Source organism: Paenibacillus chondroitinus NBRC 15376, from assembly GCF_004000765.1.
In the GTDB taxonomy this organism is placed as follows: Bacteria; Bacillota; Bacilli; order Paenibacillales; family NBRC-103111; genus Paenibacillus_E; species Paenibacillus_E chondroitinus.
This window is the reverse complement of the sequence record NZ_BILW01000072.1, coordinates 1-20,016: the sequence shown is the minus strand read 5'-3', so window position 1 is coordinate 20,016 and position 20,016 is coordinate 1. Positions and strand designations below refer to the sequence as shown.

The window sequence follows — 20,016 nt, the reverse complement described above, 5'->3', positions numbered from 1 at the left end:
AGTGTTGCCGAGCACCAAACAAATCAAAAAAAATCCTAGCCTAAGCTAGGATTTTTAAAATTACACTTCAAAAGAACTTTTCAGCGAAACAATCAGGTTGAACACCAGTTTATCGCTAGTTGTATGCTTCGGATCCACGTTGAAATAGCCATGGCGGAAGAATTGGAACTTATCATGAGGCTTCGCTTCTTTCATGCCCGCTTCCACGAAACCTTGTACGATTTGCAGGGAGTTCGGGTTCAGGTTTTCTAAGAAGGAGGCATTTTCGTCTTCTTGGTCGTCCAAGATAAGCGGTTCGTACAAGCGGAACTCCGCAGGTACAGCGCTTTTCGCATCGACCCAGTGAATCGTGCCTTTGACTTTACGGCCTGTAAAGCCGCTGCCGCTTTTCGTTTCGACGTCGTACGTACAGTGGAGCTCGATCACTTTGCCGCTGTCGTCTTTGACGAAATCGTTGCATTTGATGAAGTAGGCATTTTTCAGGCGCACTTCATTGCCGGGAAATAAGCGGAAATATTTGTTCGGAGGATTTTCCATGAAATCCTCTTGCTCGATGTAGATCTCACGGGAGAATGGAATTTGGCGGCTGCCCATTTCCGGGTTCTCCGAGTTATTCTCGGCATCCAGCATCTCAACGCTATCCTCCGGATAGTTGGTGATGACGACTTTCAGCGGATTGAGAATACCCATCGTGCGGAGCGCCTTCAATTTCAAATCTTCGCGGATAAAATGATCCAGCATCTTCGCATCAACCGTGCTGTTACTGCGGGCAACACCGATTTCACGGGCAAAAGTGCGAATCGCTTCCGGTGTAAACCCTCTGCGTCGCAGTCCGGAAATGGTCGGCATCCGCGGATCGTCCCAACCGTCAACGGCCTTCTCGTCCACGAGTTGTTTCAGCTTTCTTTTACTCATCACAGTGTTCGTGAGATTCAAACGTGCAAATTCGTATTGTCTCGGCACATTTGGCATTTCGCACTCGCGGATGACCCAGTCGTAGAAAGGTCGTTGATCCTCGAACTCCAGGGTACAGATGGAATGCGTGACACCCTCGATCGCGTCCTCAATAGGATGCGCGTACGCGTACATCGGGTAGATGCACCAAGCGTCACCCGTATTGTGGTGGTGAGCATGAACCACACGATAGATCACAGGATCGCGGAAGTTAATGTTCGGCGAGGACATGTCGATCTTCGCGCGCAGCACGCGCTCGCCATCTTTGAACTCACCGGCACGCATGCGATCGAACAAGCTGAGGTTTTCTTCCACGCTGCAGTCGCGATGCGGGCTGTTCGTACCAGGCGCAGTCAATGTTCCGCGACTTTCACGGATTTGATCCGCTGTTTGATCATCTACGTAAGCCAAACCTTTACGAATCAGAATGACAGCGCGGTTGTACATTTCCTCGAAATAATTCGAAGCAAAAAAGAGACCGTCCCATTTAAATCCGAGCCACTCGACATCAGCTTTAATGGATTCCACATACTCTGTATCTTCCTTAACGGGATTCGTATCGTCAAAGCGGAGGTTCGTTAGCCCTTTGAACTCATCCGCCAATTCAAAATTAAGAACAATTGACTTCGCATGTCCTATATGAAGGTATCCGTTCGGCTCTGGGGGAAAACGGGTGACCACCTGGCTGACTTTGCCTGAATTCAAATCTTCGATTACAATATTCTTAATGAAATTGGACGGGGTGCTCGTTGGAGTCTTCGTTTCCATATTGCGCCAGCCTTTCTCCCAATGGTTAAAGTTTTTTATTTTCTATCATACACTAAAAGTTACTAAAATATAAAGGAGCCCGAGCGATGGAAACATTCGATCATTATCTGGATAAATACGCAGAACTCGCAATTCGTGTAGGATTAAACGTACAGAAGGACCAAACCGTCGTCATCATGACGCCGATTTCATGTGCAGAATTCGTGCGCAAGCTGACTAAAAAAGCCTATGAAGCAGGCGCGAAAGACGTCGTAATCGACTGGGATGACGATGAAGTAAAAGCGCTGCGCCTTAAACATGCGCCTGAGTCAACACTTCGTGAATACCCGATGTGGCGTGCCAACGGCCTGGAAGAAATGGCGAAAAACGACGCTGCATTTTTGCAAATTTACGCACCGAACTCCGACTTACTTAAGGATGTAGACCCTGAGCGTGTTGCTATTTCCAGCAAAACAGCAGCTACAGCGCGGGAAGGCTTCCTCAACTACATGCGCAACAATCAAGTCAGTTGGTTGATGGTCTCCTACCCGACGGCCGAATGGTCCGCTAAGGTATTCCCGAATTTGAGCGAAGCTGAGCGTGTTAAGAAGCTTTGGGAGCAAATTTTCAAACTTACTCGCGTGGATAAAGATGATCCTGTTGCTGCATGGAATGAACACATCGAGACTTTGACAGGTAAACAGAACATGCTGAACAGCAAGAAATATAAGCAGCTTCATTTCAAGGCAGAAGGCACTGATCTGTACATTGAGCTTGCGCCTAAGCACCAATGGGTGGCTGCAGGAAGCGAAACCGAGAAAGGTGTTTTCTTCATTCCGAACATCCCAACGGAAGAAGTGTTCACCATGCCTGCCAAAACAGGCACGAACGGAACGGTGCGCAGCACGCTGCCACTGAGCTATCAAGGTTCTCTTATCGATGGCTTCTCGCTTACTTTCGAGAACGGCAAAGTGGTAAAAGCAACCGCCGAAGTTGGCCAAGAAGTGCTGAACAAAATGCTGGATATGGATGAAGGCGCCCGCTATTTGGGAGAAGTGGCACTTGTGCCGTATGATTCGCCGATTTCCAACTCCGGATTGATCTACTACAATACATTATTTGATGAAAATGCCTCCTGCCATATCGCGTTAGGTAATTCGTATCCTTTCACGATTGAAGGCGGAACGTCGATGAGTCTCGAAGAGCTCAACCAGAATGGTTTTAACAAAAGCTTAATCCACGTCGATTTCATGATTGGTTCAGCCGACATGGCTATCGATGGCTTATCGGAAGATGGCACTCGCGAGCCATTGTTCCGCAATGGCAACTGGGTGTAAGAACGCTCTCAACAAGAAGACCGCCAAATCTGGAGCATGAGCCCCTTAACTTGGCGGTCTTTCTTCAATGGCTGTGATAGTTTTTGACGACAGCAGACTCTTTTAATACCCATCTGCCTTTCTTCCACTGCCACAAAGAGGTGGCGTAACCAAGCGTATCGGCGTTGGCAATGCCGGTAATACGCTGCACTCCTCTCAAATCACACTTCCCGGTTCCAGCCTTATCAACAGGCTTCAAGAGGCTGTATGCACCCACATCCACGATAATCGGCTTCACAACCTTACCGTCTTTATACACGCCGAACTTTTCGTAATCGTCTTTCCGGTCTTTGATATCGATATTGAACGATTTACCGCTCTCTTCGATCTTCATTTTCACCACATAGTTGTTCTTAAAAGTCGCATTAACGCGGAGTGGTGCAGGCAGCGGAATGGCGGTCGGCACATTATTTTTCAGTGAATAGAGGTAAAAAGTCGATAATCCGCCGCTTCCCCCATTTTCCGCGGAAACATAAATCTGAGGCAGCTTCTCGCCGATAAAATCGCAGAACTGCATGCTGGGATTGTAACCGCCTTGCAGAGGGATGACGACTTGCGTTTGCCCAGGGCTCGTCACAACAATGAACAGCTGGTCATAATATGGACTGTTCATGTCCAGCTTCGTACCGGAAAGAGCCACCTGATCCAGCACGCCGTCGCCTGTCACGTCGATGTCGCGCGTCTGAATGAGCTGCGCTTGTCTAAGCTGTCCTGGCTGCTGCTGAGACGATGGCGGCGCTGGAAGGTCTTCGTTGTTCACCGCTTGAGCCACAACCGTGCCCTGGCCTCCAAAGGATAAGCACCCCAGAAGCAAGCCAATTACCGCTGCTAGCAGCGCTATTTTAGCGCTTTTTTGAAACATGTGAATCATCAGACTCCCTTTGACTTGGATTTGAATTCGGCTTATTGTTTCAAATTTTTCCAAGTTGTATGCGGGAATCTGGCGTTTTACAGATTAGGAGGCCGACGATATTTCGTTGCCTGCTCAAAGGCATACCCCAAAGCCAATAGCTTCCCTTCGCTGAACGCGCCAGCGGAAAACATGACGCCCATAGGCCCTTTAGCTGTATAGCCCGCAGGCACGTTCAGCAGCGGATATCCGGCACGAGCTGCAATGTCATAACCCTCATCGCCAGGAAAAAACAGCGCATCCAGCTGATGCTCCTCAAGCACATGATCAATGCCGCTAGAACGCGTGAGCTCCTGATATTTGGTTAAATTGCGGAGATATTCATCCTCTGTCAACGTACCGCTCGTTTCATCCGACCAAATCAGTGTGTTTTGCCCATAAACCAAAGCCTTTTCTGCATGCTCATGATTAAAAGCAATAACCTCCCGCAACGTATGTACTGGAACGGAGACATCGAGCTTGGCCAAATAGTCGTTAAGGTCTTTTTTAAATTCGTATCGCAGCACTTCGGAATTCCACTCTGCCTGCTCGCATGGAAGCGACACGGGGTCAATCACAACGGCGCCCTGCTCGCGCAGCACTTGGATGGCGTTTTCAGCAATACGTTGCTCTTCCTCGTTCAAATCTTTGTAGAACCATCGAGGAATGCCAATTCTAGCCCCTCGAAGGCTATTAGCGTCCAGAAAGGTAGTATGATCCTTCTCACTGGGACTGTTCCCTTCGCTGACAAGACTCAAAGGATCACGTGCATCCACGCCAGTCAGCGCTCCGAGAAGCAGCGCAGCGTCCGTAACTGTCCGTGTCATCGGCCCCGGGGTATCCTGAGAGTGAGAGATGGGAATGATGCCAATACGGCTAAGTAATCCTACCGTAGGCTTCAGACCGACCAAGCTGTTATGATGTGCAGGGTTCACGATAGAACCGGACGTTTCCGTCCCGATAGCCGCTGCTGCGAAGCCGGCTGCGGTTGCTGCGCCGGAGCCCGAACTGGATCCACCAACCTCAAACCGTCCCGGACCGTAAGGGTTCAGGACTTGTCCGCCTCTGGAACTATAGCCTGACGGCATCGGTCCGGACATGAAATTGGCCCATTCGGTCATATTCACTTTCCCTAATAACACAGCACCGGATTCCCGCAGTTTGGCGGCTATGAATGCATCCTCAGCAGCATATGATTGCGCTAAGGCCATAGAACCGGCACTCGTATGCATGCGGTCACCCGTATCTATATTATCTTTAAGCAGGATCGGAATGCCGTGCAGCGGGCCTCGGCTTCCCTGCTTTTGACGCTCATCATCAAGCGCTTGTGCGATTTGAAGGGCATCCGGATTGATTTCCAGCACGGCATTGATAATCTTATTACATTTTTCAATTCTTTTTACATAGAAAGCAACCAGATCGACGGCACGAATTTCGCCCGCTTCCATAGCTTTTTGCAATGTTTTGATATCGGCTTCTACAATCCATTCATCCGGTTTTTTAGACAAATTTGATCGCCTCCTGTAAGTTTCGAGACATGACTGCCTAAGTTATACTATACTCTTGGTGTGGGTATTTTTGGAATGCATTTCAGCGGGTATTTTCCGCTCTTCAAATAAGGCAGGTGATCCTCGTGCAAATGATCAAACGAATAACAGACAGCGATATGTTGGGCGGCGATCCTGTATTAATAGACCGCGTTTCCCGCTATTCATCCCGGGGCATTCTCATTGACGGCTTGATGAACATTGCGATGATGTATTTATCAGAATCAGATCTGTACAAGCTGCCTGGCGGCGGGATTGAGGACAACGAGCTGCCGAAGGCTGCTTTTTTACGGGAAATCAAGGAAGAGACCGGCTATGAGGCGGAAATTACGCACGAATTAGGCGTTATCGAGGAGCATAAGAACCGCAATCATTTTATGCAGCTTTCCTACTGTTACATTGCCAAAGCGCACCACCCTTCCAGCGCCCCTTCACTAACCGAAAATGAATTGAGGCTGGGGATGTCGGTGGCCTGGATGACACTCGATGAAGCATTGGACGTGATGGCTGCCTCCCTGCACAAATGTCAGCGTTATTCGGCCAAATTCATGCTTTTACGCGATAGAATCATTCTGGAACATGCCGTTAGCTTTTTAACCGGACAAGACCGGGCGAAAGGAACGTATTTTTAATCCGTGAGGTGTTTTTTTGAAAATCGACCGTTTACTAGCGATCACCATGCTGCTGTTGAACCGCCGAAGAATAAGCGCGAAGGAGCTTTCGGAGCGTTTTGAGGTGTCTCTGCGAACTGTATACCGGGACGTGGAAGCCATTAACCAAGCGGGTATTCCTATCGTGTCATTTGCCGGGTTGAGCGGCGGGTATGAAATTATGGACCAGTACCGATTGGAGCGCCAATTCCTCTCCCTGGAAGAGCTGCAATCCATCATCGTCGGGTTAAAAGGAATTCGCTCCACGGTCGGCGACCAGGAAATCGGCAACCTGCTCGATAAAGTCGGCGCACTTGTAGCAAAGTCGGAACAAAACACCGCTGCCCGATTGGACGACCAGCTCATCATTGATATGAATCCGTGGCGACGAGGCGGCGAGGATAAAGAGAAGCTGAACATGCTGCGATCCGCTATTAAGGAATCGAGACAGATCTCCTTTCAATATATCTCTTCACAAAGCGAGCAGTCCATTCGCACAGCGGAGCCTATGAGCATCGTCGCCAAAGGGTTTGGCTGGTACTTGTACGGCTACTGCCTGCTTCGTCAGGATTTTCGGATTTTCCGGCTAAACCGCATGAAGGAAATTGAAGTGCTCCCGGAGACGTTTGAACGTCGGGCTGAGGTGAAGGAACCGTTTCAATATGGTTGGGGCAAAAGAGACCCTTCCATATTGATTAATATGGTTTTGCATGCGCAGCAAAGCATCCAGGCGCAAATTGAGGATTATTTCCAGCCTCAGCAGATCGCTTATCAGACGGATGGCTCTATGATCATTACGGCCAGACAGCCGGACGAGCCCTGGCTGCACAGCCTGCTGCTCGGCTATGGGCCTAGTGTGCGAATTCTCGAACCCGCCCATCTCGCAGTCACCATCAAAGAAAAAGCTGAAAAAATTGTTCAGCTCTATTCCTAACACTGACATTATGCTGTCAGTCATGGTTGTCTATACTTAGGGTATATCCAATCTAAGGAGGCTTTTTCCTCATGTTTAGATCAATTCAAGATTTCGTGAACGAATGGAAAGAAGAATCTACTGCGACACAACGCGTACTCGACACACTTACAGATGCATCCCTGAAGCAGCAAATCGCGCCGGACTTCCGCACACTCGGACAGCTAGCTTGGCATATCGCCACAACCATCCATGAAATGTTATCTCGCGTAGGACTCGAATTCGAAGCGCCGGAAGGGGATGAGCATGCGCCTGACTCAGCCAAAACCATAGCCGATGCTTACCGCGCTACATCAGCGGCACTGACAAGTGCCATCCAGTCCCAGTGGATAGATACCAAGCTTACAGAGTCCACCGACATGTACGGCCAAATGTGGCTGAATGCAACAACGTTGCGTATGCTGATCTCACACGAAATCCACCACCGTGGCGAAATGATCGTTTTGATGCGCCAAGCCGGTCTACGCGTTCCGGATATTTACGGACCCACTCGCGAAGATTGGTTGGAAAGAGGCATGCAGCCGCTGGTCTAATTGATTACTTGAGCCACGCGACCCTCCTTGAGCTATAATGGAAAAAAAGCCCAAGGAGTGGTCTCGTTTGTACAATCAAACCGTTATCGTTACCGGCGCTAATTCCGGAATGGGACTTGCAACAACCGTGGAGCTCGCCCGTAAGGGGGCTTACGTGATCATGCTGTGCCGCAGTCAGCCAAGAGGCGAGCTGGCGCTTGCCGAAGCCCGCCGCCAGAGCGGGTCAGAGCGCATCGAGCTTATGCTTTGCGATCTTGGCTCTCTCGCTAGCATTCGTACGTTCGCTGACGCCTTCCTCGCCAAACATAACGTGCTGGACGTGCTTGTGAACAACGCAGGCGTGGTTACCGTGAAACGGCAAACAACGTCCAACGGTTACGAAGCGATGCTCGGCGTGAACCATCTGGGCCACTTCCTGCTGACCCAGCTGCTGCTCGAAGCCCTGGTTCGCGCCCCGCAGGGGCGGATCATCAATGTCTCCTCAGGCGCCCACAAGATCGGGCGCTTCGACTTCAACAACCCTCACCTGACCCGAGGGTTCAGTGTTTGGAGAGGCTATTCGCAATCCAAGATTGCGAATATTTGGTTTACACGCGAGCTGGCCAAGCGGCTTGCAGGCACAGCAGTGACGGTGAACGCGCTGCATCCCGGCGCGGTCGGTACGAACATCGGTGTCGATCGGGACACCGGTTTCGGGAAGGCCGTTCACCGCTTGCTGCGGCCTTTTTTCCTAACGCCGGCACAGGGCGCGGAGACAGCCATTTATTTGGCGTCCAGTCCGGATGTGCGCTCCGTTAGCGGCGAATATTTTTATAAGAAGAAGATTGCGCCTGTCTCCGAGAAGGCCCGAGATGATGAATTCGCCGAACGGTTCTGGGCATGGAGCGAGCGGGAAGTTGGATTAAAGCCTGGAAAATAAGGGGAGAATAATCGAGGTTTACGATTCTGATACACGGAGTGTGACTTCGATTGGCCTTCTTTCATAGCCAGGAATCCTTAACTGCGCTTGAATGGATGATGAGAGCTGTTGTCGGCTACTTTTTCCTGCTCATTGCCGCTAAATTGCTCGGACAGCGCTCCATTTCCCAGCTTAGATTCCTAGATTTCATCATTGCACTGATCTTGGGCAATATTATTGCCCACCCTCTCTCGGATGAGCGTTTGTCGTTGACCGGCTCTATGATTTCCACCACCGTACTTGTAGTCTTGTACGTCTTAACATCCTGGTTAAGTCTGAAGTGGAATGTGCTTAAGCATTTTCTGGACCCGTCGCCTTTGACGCTAATCAAGCATGGGAATATGGTTATGAGGAATTTGCGCAAAGCGCGCATTTCGGTAGACCATCTGTTCTCTGAGCTGCGGAAGCAACAGGTTGAGGATATTGATAAGGTGGCTCTTGCTTTATGGGAGCCAGGAGGAACGATTTCCGTATTCCTTGAGCCGCAGTACCAACCGGTTACGCCCAAAGACATGCACCTTCCTACCTCCTCCTTCTCATTGGTGAAGCCGATTATTGTTGAAGGTACGATGAATGAGAAACAGCTAACCCAGCAAGGAAAAAACAGAAAATGGCTGGAAGCCCAGATTCATGCTAATCTGGTTGACTGGGACGATGTCGTGTTTGCCACCATGGATGATCAAGCTCAAATACGGGTATATACAGAAGCTGATATGACCGAAAAAAATGAACGAACGACTTCCTGAGAAGCGTCCGTTCATTTTTAATTAATGACTAAACCGTTTTTCAATTCTTTTACTAATCACCATCGAAGCCCCTACGAATAGAACGACGTAGATCAGACGGGCTGGGTTCTCGATAAACCGATGAATATCATAGCCGATAAAGGAAACCGACATCACCATAACAGCTTTTCCGGCAAGCACAGCAACCAGAAAGGAACGGAATCTCATCCCAACTAAACCTGCCGCCATATTAATGACGACAAACGGTCCCACGGGAAAGAGACTCAGCAGAAACACATAATTAAAAGCCTGCCGACGAGCCCATACCAGACTTTTCTGCACCTTCGGTTTCTGCGACCACCGCACTAAATAGGGGTGCCCAGCCACTTTTTTCACAATCGCGAACGTCACCAAACAGCCGCCGACGATCCCGATCCATGAGTACAAAAATCCGAGCCATAGCCCGTATACAGCCGCATTTACGCTAATAATGACAAGTGTCGGCAGAGGCGGGATGAATGATTTCATAAAAGGCAGAAGAAGACCCGGCAGCGGGCCCAGGGATCGGTATTTATCGACCAGCATGGCCAAGTTCTCTTCCGTCATATAAGACAGAAGCTCTGATAATCCCATTGGGAAACACCTACTTTGCTTGCAAGAATGAATGGCGGAAGCGCCGCCGCCTATAGGCATGATAGCATATTTTACGAGATTGGAGCACGTTTTGGGGCAAGCGCATACAACGAAAACAGGGCCGTCTCAACATGTCAGGAATGACCAGTTGGATAGCCCCTTTTCCAATCCAGGAAATTCGAAAAAAAAGCCCATCGGGCCGTGTAAACGGTTACGATAGACTTTACGTGTTCTTTTCTTTGGCTTTTTTGCGTTCAACCACACACTGCTCCCACTTCTCCTCTACTTCCTTGATCATAGGATGCAGCATATCGTACATCGCAGCCAGCAACGAGAATCTTTGGGAAAATTGCTCCAGCGACTCCTTCTGCTCTGAACTGCAAGTTTCGATATTGGGGATTTCTTGTACGGTTTTCTCCGCCCATTTATGAAATAATTCCAAATCCTGAACGATTTTGCGAACGTGATTCAGACTATAGCTTTCAGAAACATAGTAATAATCTCTTCGATCGTTACTCGAAGGCATCTTCCTGCACATGCCCATTCTTTCCATATTACGTATTTGAATGCTTACAGCAGCCTTGGTAACGCCAAGCTGTTCCACAATATCCTGCAAACTAAGAGGACAAGTAGCGAACATAAGCTGTGCGAATATTTTCCCAACAAGCGGACTAAAGCCTTTTTTTTCGTAATTCAGTGACATAAAATCGCTAATTGTTTGTTTCCACTCAGAGAAAGTCTGTTCATGTTGATCCATCGCTACTCTCCTCCTCTGTGAAAAATTAAGATATCAAGGATAATTGTAGTCAAAAAAAAACAGCCAGTCAACTTTAATGTCGAAATATTGACAAAAATCGATATTGTGAACATTGTGTAACATTTCACAATCCGGAATTGACAATACCCGGCAGCGGATTTATATTATGATCATTAACAACGTTGTTAACGATAAATACTAACGCAATGCAGTTAGTAATATTTTATAGATATACGAGGGAGATGTTTCGAGTGAAGAAACCATTCAAAATTTTATCAACAGGCACACTTGCTGCCGCAATTCTGCTTTCAGGCTCTGCCCTTACTGCGGGTAAGGCATTCGCTGACGAAGCGGTTCCAGCAGCAAAATCAACTTTGCAAGAAAATTCTTTTGCAAGCCAACTTATCAACTATCACCTGTCTATCCTTGCTAAGGATGCCGCTCAAGCCACAGGCAAAGACGAAGACGATATTAGAGACGCTCTTGCTGTTGGAGACACGCTGCCTGAAGCTACTGGAATTAGCAGCGCTGATCTGCTTTCTGATTTGACACCTATCATTACCTTTGATTTACATAAGGCAAGCAGCTACGGCATCATTTCAGCTGACGAATTGTTAGCTAGCGAAGCCGCAGTTGCTGAACAACTGGGTGCCATCTTGGAAACAAAAGGCGATAAGCTTCCTACTGCTGACAGCAACGCAATTCTAGCTCATCTTGTTATGAATCGATTGGATAACGTCGTGCGTGATACAGCCAGCTTTGCAAGAAAAGATCAAAATGACATTTCCGAAGCTCTTCGCCAAGGGAATACACTTGTTCAATCCGCAACATCCTTGGATCCAGGCGAGTTAAAAGATGATTTGCTGGGCTTGCTTAAACAAGATCTGCAATTCCAGGTCTCTACGTACGGAATGTCTCAAGCTGATGCCGATCGTTTCTACGCCCTAGGCGCAGGTAAACTTTCCGAAATCATGAATACATCCGGCTACAATCCAGATAGCGTGAAATGGGCAGCTAAAGATTTAAGTAAACTTGTTGCTAGCCGCATTAACCGTGTTATTACTGACACAGCTTTCTTCGCTAGAAAAGATGAAAAAGACGTTCGTGAGGATTTACTCCAAGGCAAAACACTTGTTGCTTCGGCAGCTAATTTAGATCCAGGCGAACTAAAAGAAAAAATTTCGAATGTCATTCGACAAGATCTTGATTTCGTAGTCGCTATGGGTCAAGCAACTCAAGAAGATGCTAACAAGTCTTATGCAGAAGCAGTTTCCAAAATTGCGGATATCATTAATACACCTGGTTACACGCCTGAGACTGCCGCGGTTCAAGCGGATCTGAAAAATGTCGTTCAAGCTCGTATCGATCGCGTGATCAATGATGCAGCTGTCTTCGGTAAAAAAGAAGAGCGCGATGTTCGCGAGGACCTTCGTCAAGGTAAATCGCTTGTTGCCTCTGCAGCAAGATTGGATCCAGGCGAATTCAAAGAAAAAGTTTTGAACCTTCTGAGACAGGATCTTGATTTCCAAGTATCTTTGAATCGCGCAACACAAGAAGATGCTAATAAATATTATTCCGAAGGCGCAGCGAAGCTTACGGACATTATCAACGCACCTGGTTACACACCTGAATCTGTTACAGCTCAGGCCGATCTAGAAAAGGTCATTCAAACCCGTATCGATCGCGTAATCAACGACACCGCCGTTTTCGGTAAAAGAGAAGAGAAAGACGTGCTTGAGGATCTTCGCCAAGGTAAAACCCTTGCAGCTTCTGCGGCTAACCTGGATCCAGGCGAACTGAAAGAAAAGGTTCTGAAAGTCCTTAGACAAGACCTTGATTTCCAAGTTTCCATGCACCGCGCAACACAAGCAGATGCTGATAAGTATTACTCCGAAGGCGCTTTGAAGCTCTCAGAAATTATCAACACCCCTGGTTACACACCAAGCAAAGCCTAATCGGTAATTGAAAAAGAGCTGTCTCATAGGTCAATCCTGACCTTTTGAGACAGCTCTTTTTGGGTTTTCCGTAACGCCGATTTCTCCTGTTATTCACCGCATCTCGTCCACTTTAAACAACTTAAATGGAATTCCTGCAGTTAATTCCACGAAATCCAGCGATTTCGTCCATTATCCGATGAATTAGCTGGAGCTTCTCCTGCAATTGCTTAGCCTAGACCAACGCAGCTCCGATTAGCGGTAGTTTTTCCTTCTATTGTAGCAGAGGCAACATTAGTCATCCTAGAGGAACCCCCGCTCGAGCTCACGCCTCGAGCGGGTTCACCGCCTCATGGAGCAGCTGCTCCAACTCGGCGGTGTAGGCCGCCTGCTGCGCTTCGTTCCAGCCGAAGCGCTCCGCCATGAAGGCGATGGCCGGCGCCTTCCACTGCCGTGCCCACGCGATATCGAAGAAGAGGGCCCCCGTGCGGCGGATGAAGAAATCCGCCGGCTTCACAGCCATCTCGCACTCGATCGCGTACACGAGCGAAGCGAGCACAGCGGCGGGCATCTTCCGGCACTCCGCCTCATTCCAGTACTGCGCCACCAAGGCAAACACGGCATCCACATTGGAGCCGTACCGCCGCGCCAGCAGCGCAGCCTCAGCACTCGTCAGCCCGAGCCGCTGGCCTTGGCTGATCTTGCTCTGCAAGAACGACTCCAGCTTCGCGGAGCCGCCGACCTCGCCGCCGGAAATCGGCAGCGTGCGGGTACGGCTCGGCGACAACGCCGTCGCCGAAACCAGTCCCTCCGCCACCAGCATGGCGGCGATCTTGTCTACGACCGTCTCCGCCATTTTGCGGTAGCCGGTCAGCTTGCCCCCGGCCATCGAAATAAGGCCGGAGTCCGACACGAAGATTTCATCGCGGCGCGAAATCTCCGAAGGGTCTTTGCCCTCCTGATGGATCAGCGGGCGCAGCCCGGTCCAGCTCGACTCCACGTCCGCTTCCGTCAAGCCGAGGGTCGGGAACATCTCATTCGCGGCGCGCAGCACATAGGCGCGGTCCGCAACGGTAATTCGGGGATTCACGATATCCCCTTTATAATTCGTATCCGTCGTCCCGACATAAGTTTTGCCGTCACGCGGAATGGCAAACACCATGCGCCCATCCGGCGTATCAAAATAAATCGCCTGACGCAGCGGGAATTTGCTTTGATCGAACACCAGATGTACCCCTTTGGTCAGATGGAGCGTTTTGCCTTTCTTGGAGTGGTCCATTTCACGCAGTGTATCCACCCAAGGTCCAGCTGCATTCACAATCTTGCTCGCGTATAGCGAGTATGATGATTTCTCGCCGTTACCACCCAGCTGATCCGCCACCCGAACGCCAACTAATTTGCCGTTTTTCATCAGCAGCTCTTCTACTTTGGCATAATTCACAGCTTGTGCGCCAAGCTCCACAGCCTTTTTCATAACCTCAATCGTCAGACGCGCATCATCCGTGCGATATTCCACATAGTAGCCGCCGCCTCGCAGATCTTTCTTTTTCAGTAGCGGTTCATGCCCCAGTGTTTCCTGTGGACGGAACATTTTACGGCGCTCCGCTCGTTTCACTCCCGCTAAGAAATCGTAGACCCTTAAACCAAGAGACGTAGACAGCTTGCCGAACGTGCCCCCTTTATAAAAAGGCAGCAGCATCCACTCCGGCGTCGTGACGTGCGGACCATTTTCGTACACAATCGCACGCTCTTTGCCCACTTCAGCGACAACCTTCACATCCAGCTGTTTCAAATACCGCAGCCCTCCGTGCACAAGCTTCGTCGACCGGCTCGACGTTCCCGCAGCAAAATCCTGCATATCGATCAGCGCCGTGCGCAGCCCTCTACTCTGGGCGTCAAGCGCGATGCCTGCGCCAGTAATGCCTCCTCCGATTACGATTAAATCAAAGGTTTTCTCCGACATGTTTTGCAGCATTTCTTTTCTTTGTAACCCGCTAAAGCTATGTGTCATTTCTCGCATCTCCGTCATTACAGTCATCTCAATAATCTCCCTTCGTATATGAAAAATAAAAAGCCGCAACAAACCCAACACGCTATCACGTGCAGGCCGCTGTGGCTTCTCCCTAGTCTCCAACCAAATTATTAACTTGTTATAAGTATATCATAGCATAACCCAAATTATTTAAAAGCCATCGCGGCTCCAACTGCTTTTTTCCAACCGCTGTACAATTGTTCTTGGCGTTCTGCATCCATCACAGGCTTGAAAGCCTCATCCACCTGCCACTGTGCCGCAATTTCCGCTTGATCTTGCCAAAAACCTACAGCCAACCCAGCCAAGAAAGCTGCCCCAAGCGCCGTCGTTTCGCTGATGACCGGACGCTCCACCGTGACGCCAAGCATGTCGCTTTGGAACTGCATGAGGAAGTTATTCCTCACGGCGCCGCCATCAACCCGCAACTTCGTGAGCTGAATGCCGGAATCGTCCTCCATCGCCTGCAGCACATCTTTCGTCTGATAAGCAAGGGATTCAAGCGTTGCCCGGATAAAATGCTCCTTGGACGTTCCCCGCGTCAACCCGAAAATCGCGCCTCGAACGTCGCTATCCCAATAGGGCGTACCCAGACCGACAAAAGCCGGAACGACATAAACGCCGTCCGTCGACTCTACACGCTGGGCGTAAGCCTCGGTGTCCTGCGCCATTTTGATCATCCGCAGCCCGTCACGCAGCCACTGAATTGCCGATCCCGCAACGAAAATACTGCCTTCCAGCGCATACTCCACTTTCCCGTTCAGTCCCCAGGCAATCGTGGTCAAAAGCCCGCTGCGCGAAGGAATCGCATGATTGCCCGTGTTCATCAGCATAAAACAGCCGGTGCCATAGGTATTCTTCGCCATCCCTTTTTCAAAACAAGCCTGCCCGAACAAGGCTGCCTGCTGATCACCCGCCGCACCCGCAATCGGGATCGCCGAGCCGAACAAGAGATTTTCCTGCGTATAGCCATACACTTCCGAAGAAGAACGCACCTCTGGCAGCATGGAAGCCGGGATATCCAGATAACCTAACAGCACTTCATCCCACTTCAGCTCATGGATATTATAGAGCAGCGTACGCGAAGCGTTGGAATAATCCGTCACATGCGCCTTGCCGCCTGTCAGCTTCCAAATCAGCCAAGTGTCCATCGTGCCAAACAGCAAATCTCCACGCTCCGCTTTCTCTCTTGCGCCGTCCACGTGATCCAGAATCCATTTGATCTTGGTCCCCGAGAAGTAAGCGTCAATTAAAAGCCCCGTGCGCTCGCGAAAAATATCGTTAAGCCCTTGCGCCTTAAGCGCCTCGCAAATATCCGCTGTCTGGCGAGATTGCCATACAATGGCATGATACACCGGCATTCCCGTATGCCGATCCCAGACAACCGCCGTTTCACGTTGGTTCGTGATGCCAATACCTGCGATCTCCGCCGGCTGAATGCCGGATTCCGACAAAACCGCCGCGATGACTCCCTGAATCGATAGCCATATTTCATTCGCATCATGCTCTACCCAGCCCGGCTTCGGAAAATGCTGCTTAAACTCCTGCTGGGCCGTGTGCACGATGCTCCCTTTTTGATTAAACAAAATCGCTCTGGAACTTGTCGTTCCCTGATCCAGCGAAAGAATATAGGAAGAGGCTTCTGCCATTGTTCTACCTCCAAAAGTTAGGATCGTTGATGATACTGCTGCCACAGCTCTGTGTTCGACGTCGTGACGGCTGTCGCTCCAGCTCCTAATGCCTGCTCCACATCGCCTACAGAACGAATGAGTCCTCCTGCAAAAATAGGAATACCCGAACGTTCCTTCACTTCCTTAATAATGTGCGGAATAATGCCAGGTAGGACCTCGATGTAATCTGGCTGCGTTCGTTCCAAGAGCGTATAGCTCTTTTCAAGTGCGCTGCTATCCAGGAGAAAAAGGCGCTGAATGGCGATGAGCCCATTCTGTTTCGTCTTCGTGATGACCGTGCCCCGTGTAGAAATGATCCCGGCAGGACGAATGCTCTGACACAGGAACTCCGCCGCATACTCGTCATTTTTCAGCCCTTCAATCAAATCCGCGTGCAGCAGCAGCTTTTTGCCGTTTGCCCGGCCCAGATCCACGATGTTTTTCAACTGTCCAACATGGCTGTCCAGCAGCACAATATAGGTATAAGAAGTTTTTAGCAGCTTCTCTAAATCCTTCATTCTGCGAATCGCCGGTAAAATTCGTTGCTCCTGCAAAGACAAGCTCATCATCTCCATTCACACGTTCCTATGCACGCCCCTGAGGGATGACAACAAAAAACTCACCAAAAGATATGCCCATTCCTATGAAAATGGCAATCCCCTGTGAGTCTCCTGTTCTCCGTCACATGTTATTAACTTACTTCCCATTGTACTGACACCTGCTCCACCTGTCAATGAGAACCGCGCCCATTCTAAATCATGTTGATAACGCCTTGCGTACGGCTAAAATGTATTTGGATTGATCGAGAGGATTCACGCCTCGCCGCTTCCGCTCCGCGTGCACATCCGGCGGACTCGGCTGGTAGCCCCCGAACGACGAAGTGATAACCCCTCTGCCTCCGGACATCGCACTAAGCTTCACTGGATAGTCCAGAGAAGTAGCCACGGGCAGCCGGCCTTCAACGACAAATCGATCACCGCTCAGCTGCGGCGGATCAAAACTTGCCCGCATTTGCACCAAATCGCTCAGCACCTTGCCTCCGTAAACCTCTGGAACGGTAATGCGCACTTGCAGCATCGGCTCAAGCAGTGTAGTTCCCGTTTGCGCCAAGCCCTGCATGAGACCCATCGGTGTCGCAACAGCAAAATCAAGCGGGTGCGTATGCCATACATGATGCTCACCCTCCACGAGCGTTACCTTGAGATCGGTAACTTCCCAACCGAGCAGCCCTTGTTGCAGCGCTTCCGGCACTCGGCGCTCCACTTCGCTTTGGTACTGCGCCAACAATTGATCGGCGCGTACCTGCGACGAATACACGAGTCCGCTGCCCGGCGCCCCGGGCTCGATGCGGAAGCGCAGTATGGCCCAGCACGGCTTGGGCATCGTATAAGCAATGAAACCTTCACCTGGCTGAGAAGGCGTTTCTTTGTAGATCACGGAAGGCTGATCGAACCTTGCTTGCAGCCCGAATCGCGAAGCCAGCAGACTGGTTAGAATCTCAAGCTGGATAGCGCCCATCACCTTCACATGCAGCTCGCGTTCCTCTTGCAGCCATTGGAGATCAAGCAGCGGATCCTCGTCCGTAAGCTCCTGCAGCGCGGCAACGAGTGCCGGATACTGCGCGTCGCTCTCCGCATGCACCTGCACGGTCAACAGCGGCACGGCAAGCCGTGGAGCCGGCGGCACCGCATCAGGCCGGCCCAGCACGTCGCCGATGCGTACCTGCGTCAAGCCGCAGATCGCGGCGATGTCGCCTGCCGCAACATAACCGATATCTTCGGCGCGGCGGCCGTCGATTTTGCGAATCTGGGTCACCTTCTCCTCCACGCCCCGCGTGGCATTGAGCACGGTGTCCCGGTTGCGGATCGCCCCCTCGTAGAGACGGACGTACGCCATTCTCCCCATGGTCTTGTCCCGCTCGACCTTGAACACCACGGCCGATAGCGGCTGCTCCGCGCTGCCGCTCGGCCCGGGCAAATAATCGAGGATGGCTTCCATCAGCTCCTCGATCCCCAACCCTTTGCTCGATGCTCCGACGAGCAAAGGAAAGGCCCGCCCCTGCCGCGCAAAGCGCTGCAGGGTTGCTTTTACTTCGCGTGCCGGGATGGGCACGCCTTCGATGTAGCTCGTGAGCAGCTGCTCATCGAGCTCGGACAGCTTTTCGACCGCTGCCGCGAGGTCGAAGCCGGGCGCGCCTGACGCGCCCTCGACCAGCACGTTCTCCGCACCGCGGAACGTGTCTTCGGCGCCGAGCGGTGCGTAGATAGGCACTGCCATACCCGTGAGCTGCTTCTCTATGTCGCGCAGCACTCTGTCCGCGTCCGCGCCAACGCGGTCCATTTTATTCACATAGAGTAGAGTTGGAATTTGGAGCGACTGCAGCGCATGCCAAATCATCTCGGTCTGTGACTGGACCCCTTCAACGGCAGAAACAATCAAAATCGCGCCATCCATCACGCGCAGAGAACGCTCCACTTCGGATAGGAAATCTACGTGTCCAGGAGTGTCTACCAGATTAATAGAAGTTTCTTTCCATGTAAAAGTGGTTGTTGCACTGCGCACCGAAATGCCGCGTTCCCGTTCCACATCCATAGAATCCGTTTGCGCGGTGCCGCTATCTACACTGCCTAAGGCGCGAATTCGCCCGCTATGATAAAGCAAATGCTCTGTTGTCGTCGTTTTGCCTGCGTCCACGTGAGCGAAAATGCCCACATTTCTTCGCGGAATAGTAAGATCTTTGCCCATTTCGTCGGTCATTGAAGTGCTCTGCTCCTTCTATTTACCAGCCTTTGTCTCCCTATTATACTTGAAGAACAGACACCTACGTACATTTACCCGTAAACTTTTGAGGAGGTAAGCGGCTATGTTAGATATCGATCCTTCTAATTCTGATTCTAACTCCAATGAACAAAAGCCAACCGTTACATCGCGTACAACGATCCTGCTGCATCAAAAGCATCCTGCTATCCTGGCGCTTTCTGAAGCTGACCACCGTTTAGCCTGCCTTATTCGCCTGGTTGGCGAGCTGACTTTGACACCGAGTGCCTCCCCTTTCGAATCGCTGGCAATGTCAATTATTTCCCAACAGCTATCCACCAAAGCGGCCGCTACCATCAAGGCCAGAGTAAAAGAAATCGTTCCCGAATTCACTCCGGAGCTTGTGCTCGCCGCGGATGAGACTGCCATCCGGCAATGCGGAGTCTCTTTTCCCAAGATTCGCTATATTCGCGATCTTAGCATGAAAGTCATAGCCGGAGATCTGCAATTGGATGCCTTGCATGAGCTGGATAACGAGGAGCTTCTGAAGCAGCTTACAAGTGTCAAAGGCATTGGAACTTGGACAGCAGAAATGTTCATGATGTTTGCTTTGGGCCGGCAGGATATCATGTCCGTCGGTGATGCCGGTCTCCAGCGCGCTGCCCGTTGGCTGCACCAATTGGAGGAGCGTAAGGACGGCAACTACTTGGGGCAAATCGCCCCGGCATGGTCCCCGTATCGGACCTTCGCCTCGCTGTATTTATGGCGTGCCGTCGATATGGGCTTCGTAGATTCCGGGCTTTCGGTGGAAGCCTGTCTGGATTCGTCGGTGATTGCGGAGGAGACGTGAGGTTGAAGCAGATCAGCTTCATTGGATAATTTCC

General features: G+C 50.6%; 17 protein-coding genes. 8 read left to right on the top strand and 9 right to left on the bottom strand.

All coding sequences use genetic code 11. From position 1 onward, the window contains the following. Positions 1-60 precede the first annotated feature (60 nt). Positions 61-1,722: a glutamine--tRNA ligase/YqeY domain fusion protein gene (locus PCH02S_RS34235; protein WP_127458577.1), complete on the bottom strand. Its 1,662-nt coding sequence runs from the start codon at positions 1,720-1,722 to the stop codon at positions 61-63. Between the two features lie 86 nt (positions 1,723-1,808). Here PCH02S_RS34235 and PCH02S_RS34230 point away from each other — a divergent pair, with 86 nt between their 5' ends. Beyond that, positions 1,809-3,038: an aminopeptidase gene (locus PCH02S_RS34230; protein WP_127458576.1), complete on the top strand. Its 1,230-nt coding sequence runs from the start codon at positions 1,809-1,811 to the stop codon at positions 3,036-3,038. A gap of 64 nt (positions 3,039-3,102) precedes the next feature. On the opposite strand, the gene PCH02S_RS34225 is transcribed toward PCH02S_RS34230, so the two are convergent. After that, entirely contained in the window at positions 3,103-3,939 is an 837-nt protein-coding gene (locus tag PCH02S_RS34225; RefSeq protein WP_127458575.1) for a hypothetical protein, read from the bottom strand. 86 nt (positions 3,940-4,025) lie between these two features. Next, positions 4,026-5,474, bottom strand: a complete 1,449-nt coding sequence (locus PCH02S_RS34220) for an amidase family protein (RefSeq protein ID WP_127458574.1) — start codon at positions 5,472-5,474, stop codon at positions 4,026-4,028. Positions 5,475-5,605: 131 nt separating this feature from the next. On the opposite strand from PCH02S_RS34220, the gene PCH02S_RS34215 reads away from it, so the two are divergent. The 5 genes from PCH02S_RS34215 to PCH02S_RS34195 all read left to right on the top strand — a co-directional run bounded on the left by PCH02S_RS34215 (position 5,606) and on the right by PCH02S_RS34195 (position 9,373). Further along, entirely contained in the window at positions 5,606-6,145 is a 540-nt protein-coding gene (locus PCH02S_RS34215; RefSeq protein WP_246069404.1) for an NUDIX hydrolase, read from the top strand. 16 nt (positions 6,146-6,161) lie between these two features. Then, a complete protein-coding gene (locus tag PCH02S_RS34210; RefSeq protein WP_246069402.1) occupies positions 6,162-7,097 on the top strand; it encodes a helix-turn-helix transcriptional regulator in 936 nt (311 codons plus the stop codon). Between the two features lie 71 nt (positions 7,098-7,168). After that, a complete protein-coding gene (locus PCH02S_RS34205) occupies positions 7,169-7,669 on the top strand; it encodes a DinB family protein (RefSeq protein WP_127458572.1) in 501 nt (166 codons plus the stop codon). 67 nt (positions 7,670-7,736) lie between these two features. After that, on the top strand, positions 7,737-8,588 hold the full coding sequence (locus PCH02S_RS34200) for an SDR family oxidoreductase (protein ID WP_164819839.1): 852 nt from the start codon (positions 7,737-7,739) through the stop codon (positions 8,586-8,588). Between the two features lie 50 nt (positions 8,589-8,638). Beyond that, positions 8,639-9,373: a DUF421 domain-containing protein gene (locus PCH02S_RS34195; protein WP_127458570.1), complete on the top strand. Its 735-nt coding sequence runs from the start codon at positions 8,639-8,641 to the stop codon at positions 9,371-9,373. A 21-nt stretch (positions 9,374-9,394) separates the two neighbouring features. Here the strand turns inward: PCH02S_RS34195 and PCH02S_RS34190 are convergent, their stop codons facing one another. Beyond that, positions 9,395-9,985 carry a TVP38/TMEM64 family protein gene (locus PCH02S_RS34190; protein ID WP_127458569.1) on the bottom strand — a complete coding sequence of 197 codons (591 nt, stop codon included), beginning with the start codon at positions 9,983-9,985 and terminating at the stop codon, positions 9,395-9,397. Between the two features lie 223 nt (positions 9,986-10,208). Further along, positions 10,209-10,742, bottom strand: a complete 534-nt coding sequence (locus PCH02S_RS34185) for a GbsR/MarR family transcriptional regulator (protein WP_127458568.1) — start codon at positions 10,740-10,742, stop codon at positions 10,209-10,211. Between the two features lie 251 nt (positions 10,743-10,993). Between PCH02S_RS34185 and PCH02S_RS34180 the strand changes: the two genes are divergently transcribed. Beyond that, complete coding sequence (locus PCH02S_RS34180) at positions 10,994-12,697, top strand: hypothetical protein (RefSeq protein ID WP_127458567.1); 1,704 nt, start codon at positions 10,994-10,996, stop codon at positions 12,695-12,697. A gap of 304 nt (positions 12,698-13,001) precedes the next feature. Here PCH02S_RS34180 and PCH02S_RS34175 read toward each other — a convergent pair whose 3' ends face one another. The 4 genes from PCH02S_RS34175 to PCH02S_RS34160 form a co-directional block, all read right to left on the bottom strand. Then, positions 13,002-14,687: a glycerol-3-phosphate dehydrogenase/oxidase gene (locus PCH02S_RS34175; protein ID WP_127458580.1), complete on the bottom strand. Its 1,686-nt coding sequence runs from the start codon at positions 14,685-14,687 to the stop codon at positions 13,002-13,004. 167 nt (positions 14,688-14,854) lie between these two features. Next, complete coding sequence (gene glpK, locus PCH02S_RS34170) at positions 14,855-16,354, bottom strand: glycerol kinase GlpK (protein ID WP_127458566.1); 1,500 nt, start codon at positions 16,352-16,354, stop codon at positions 14,855-14,857. A gap of 17 nt (positions 16,355-16,371) precedes the next feature. After that, positions 16,372-16,935 (bottom strand): glycerol-3-phosphate responsive antiterminator, encoded by a 564-nt coding sequence (locus PCH02S_RS34165; RefSeq protein WP_127458579.1) that lies wholly within the window; start codon positions 16,933-16,935, stop codon positions 16,372-16,374. Positions 16,936-17,131: 196 nt separating this feature from the next. Further along, positions 17,132-19,120 carry a GTP-binding protein gene (locus PCH02S_RS34160; RefSeq protein ID WP_127458578.1) on the bottom strand — a complete coding sequence of 663 codons (1,989 nt, stop codon included), beginning with the start codon at positions 19,118-19,120 and terminating at the stop codon, positions 17,132-17,134. A gap of 118 nt (positions 19,121-19,238) precedes the next feature. On the opposite strand from PCH02S_RS34160, the gene PCH02S_RS34155 reads away from it, so the two are divergent. Continuing rightward, the gene (locus PCH02S_RS34155; protein ID WP_127458565.1) at positions 19,239-19,982 is read left to right on the top strand and encodes a DNA-3-methyladenine glycosylase family protein; all 744 of its coding nucleotides are present in this window, start codon (positions 19,239-19,241) and stop codon (positions 19,980-19,982) included. Positions 19,983-20,016 lie beyond the last annotated feature (34 nt).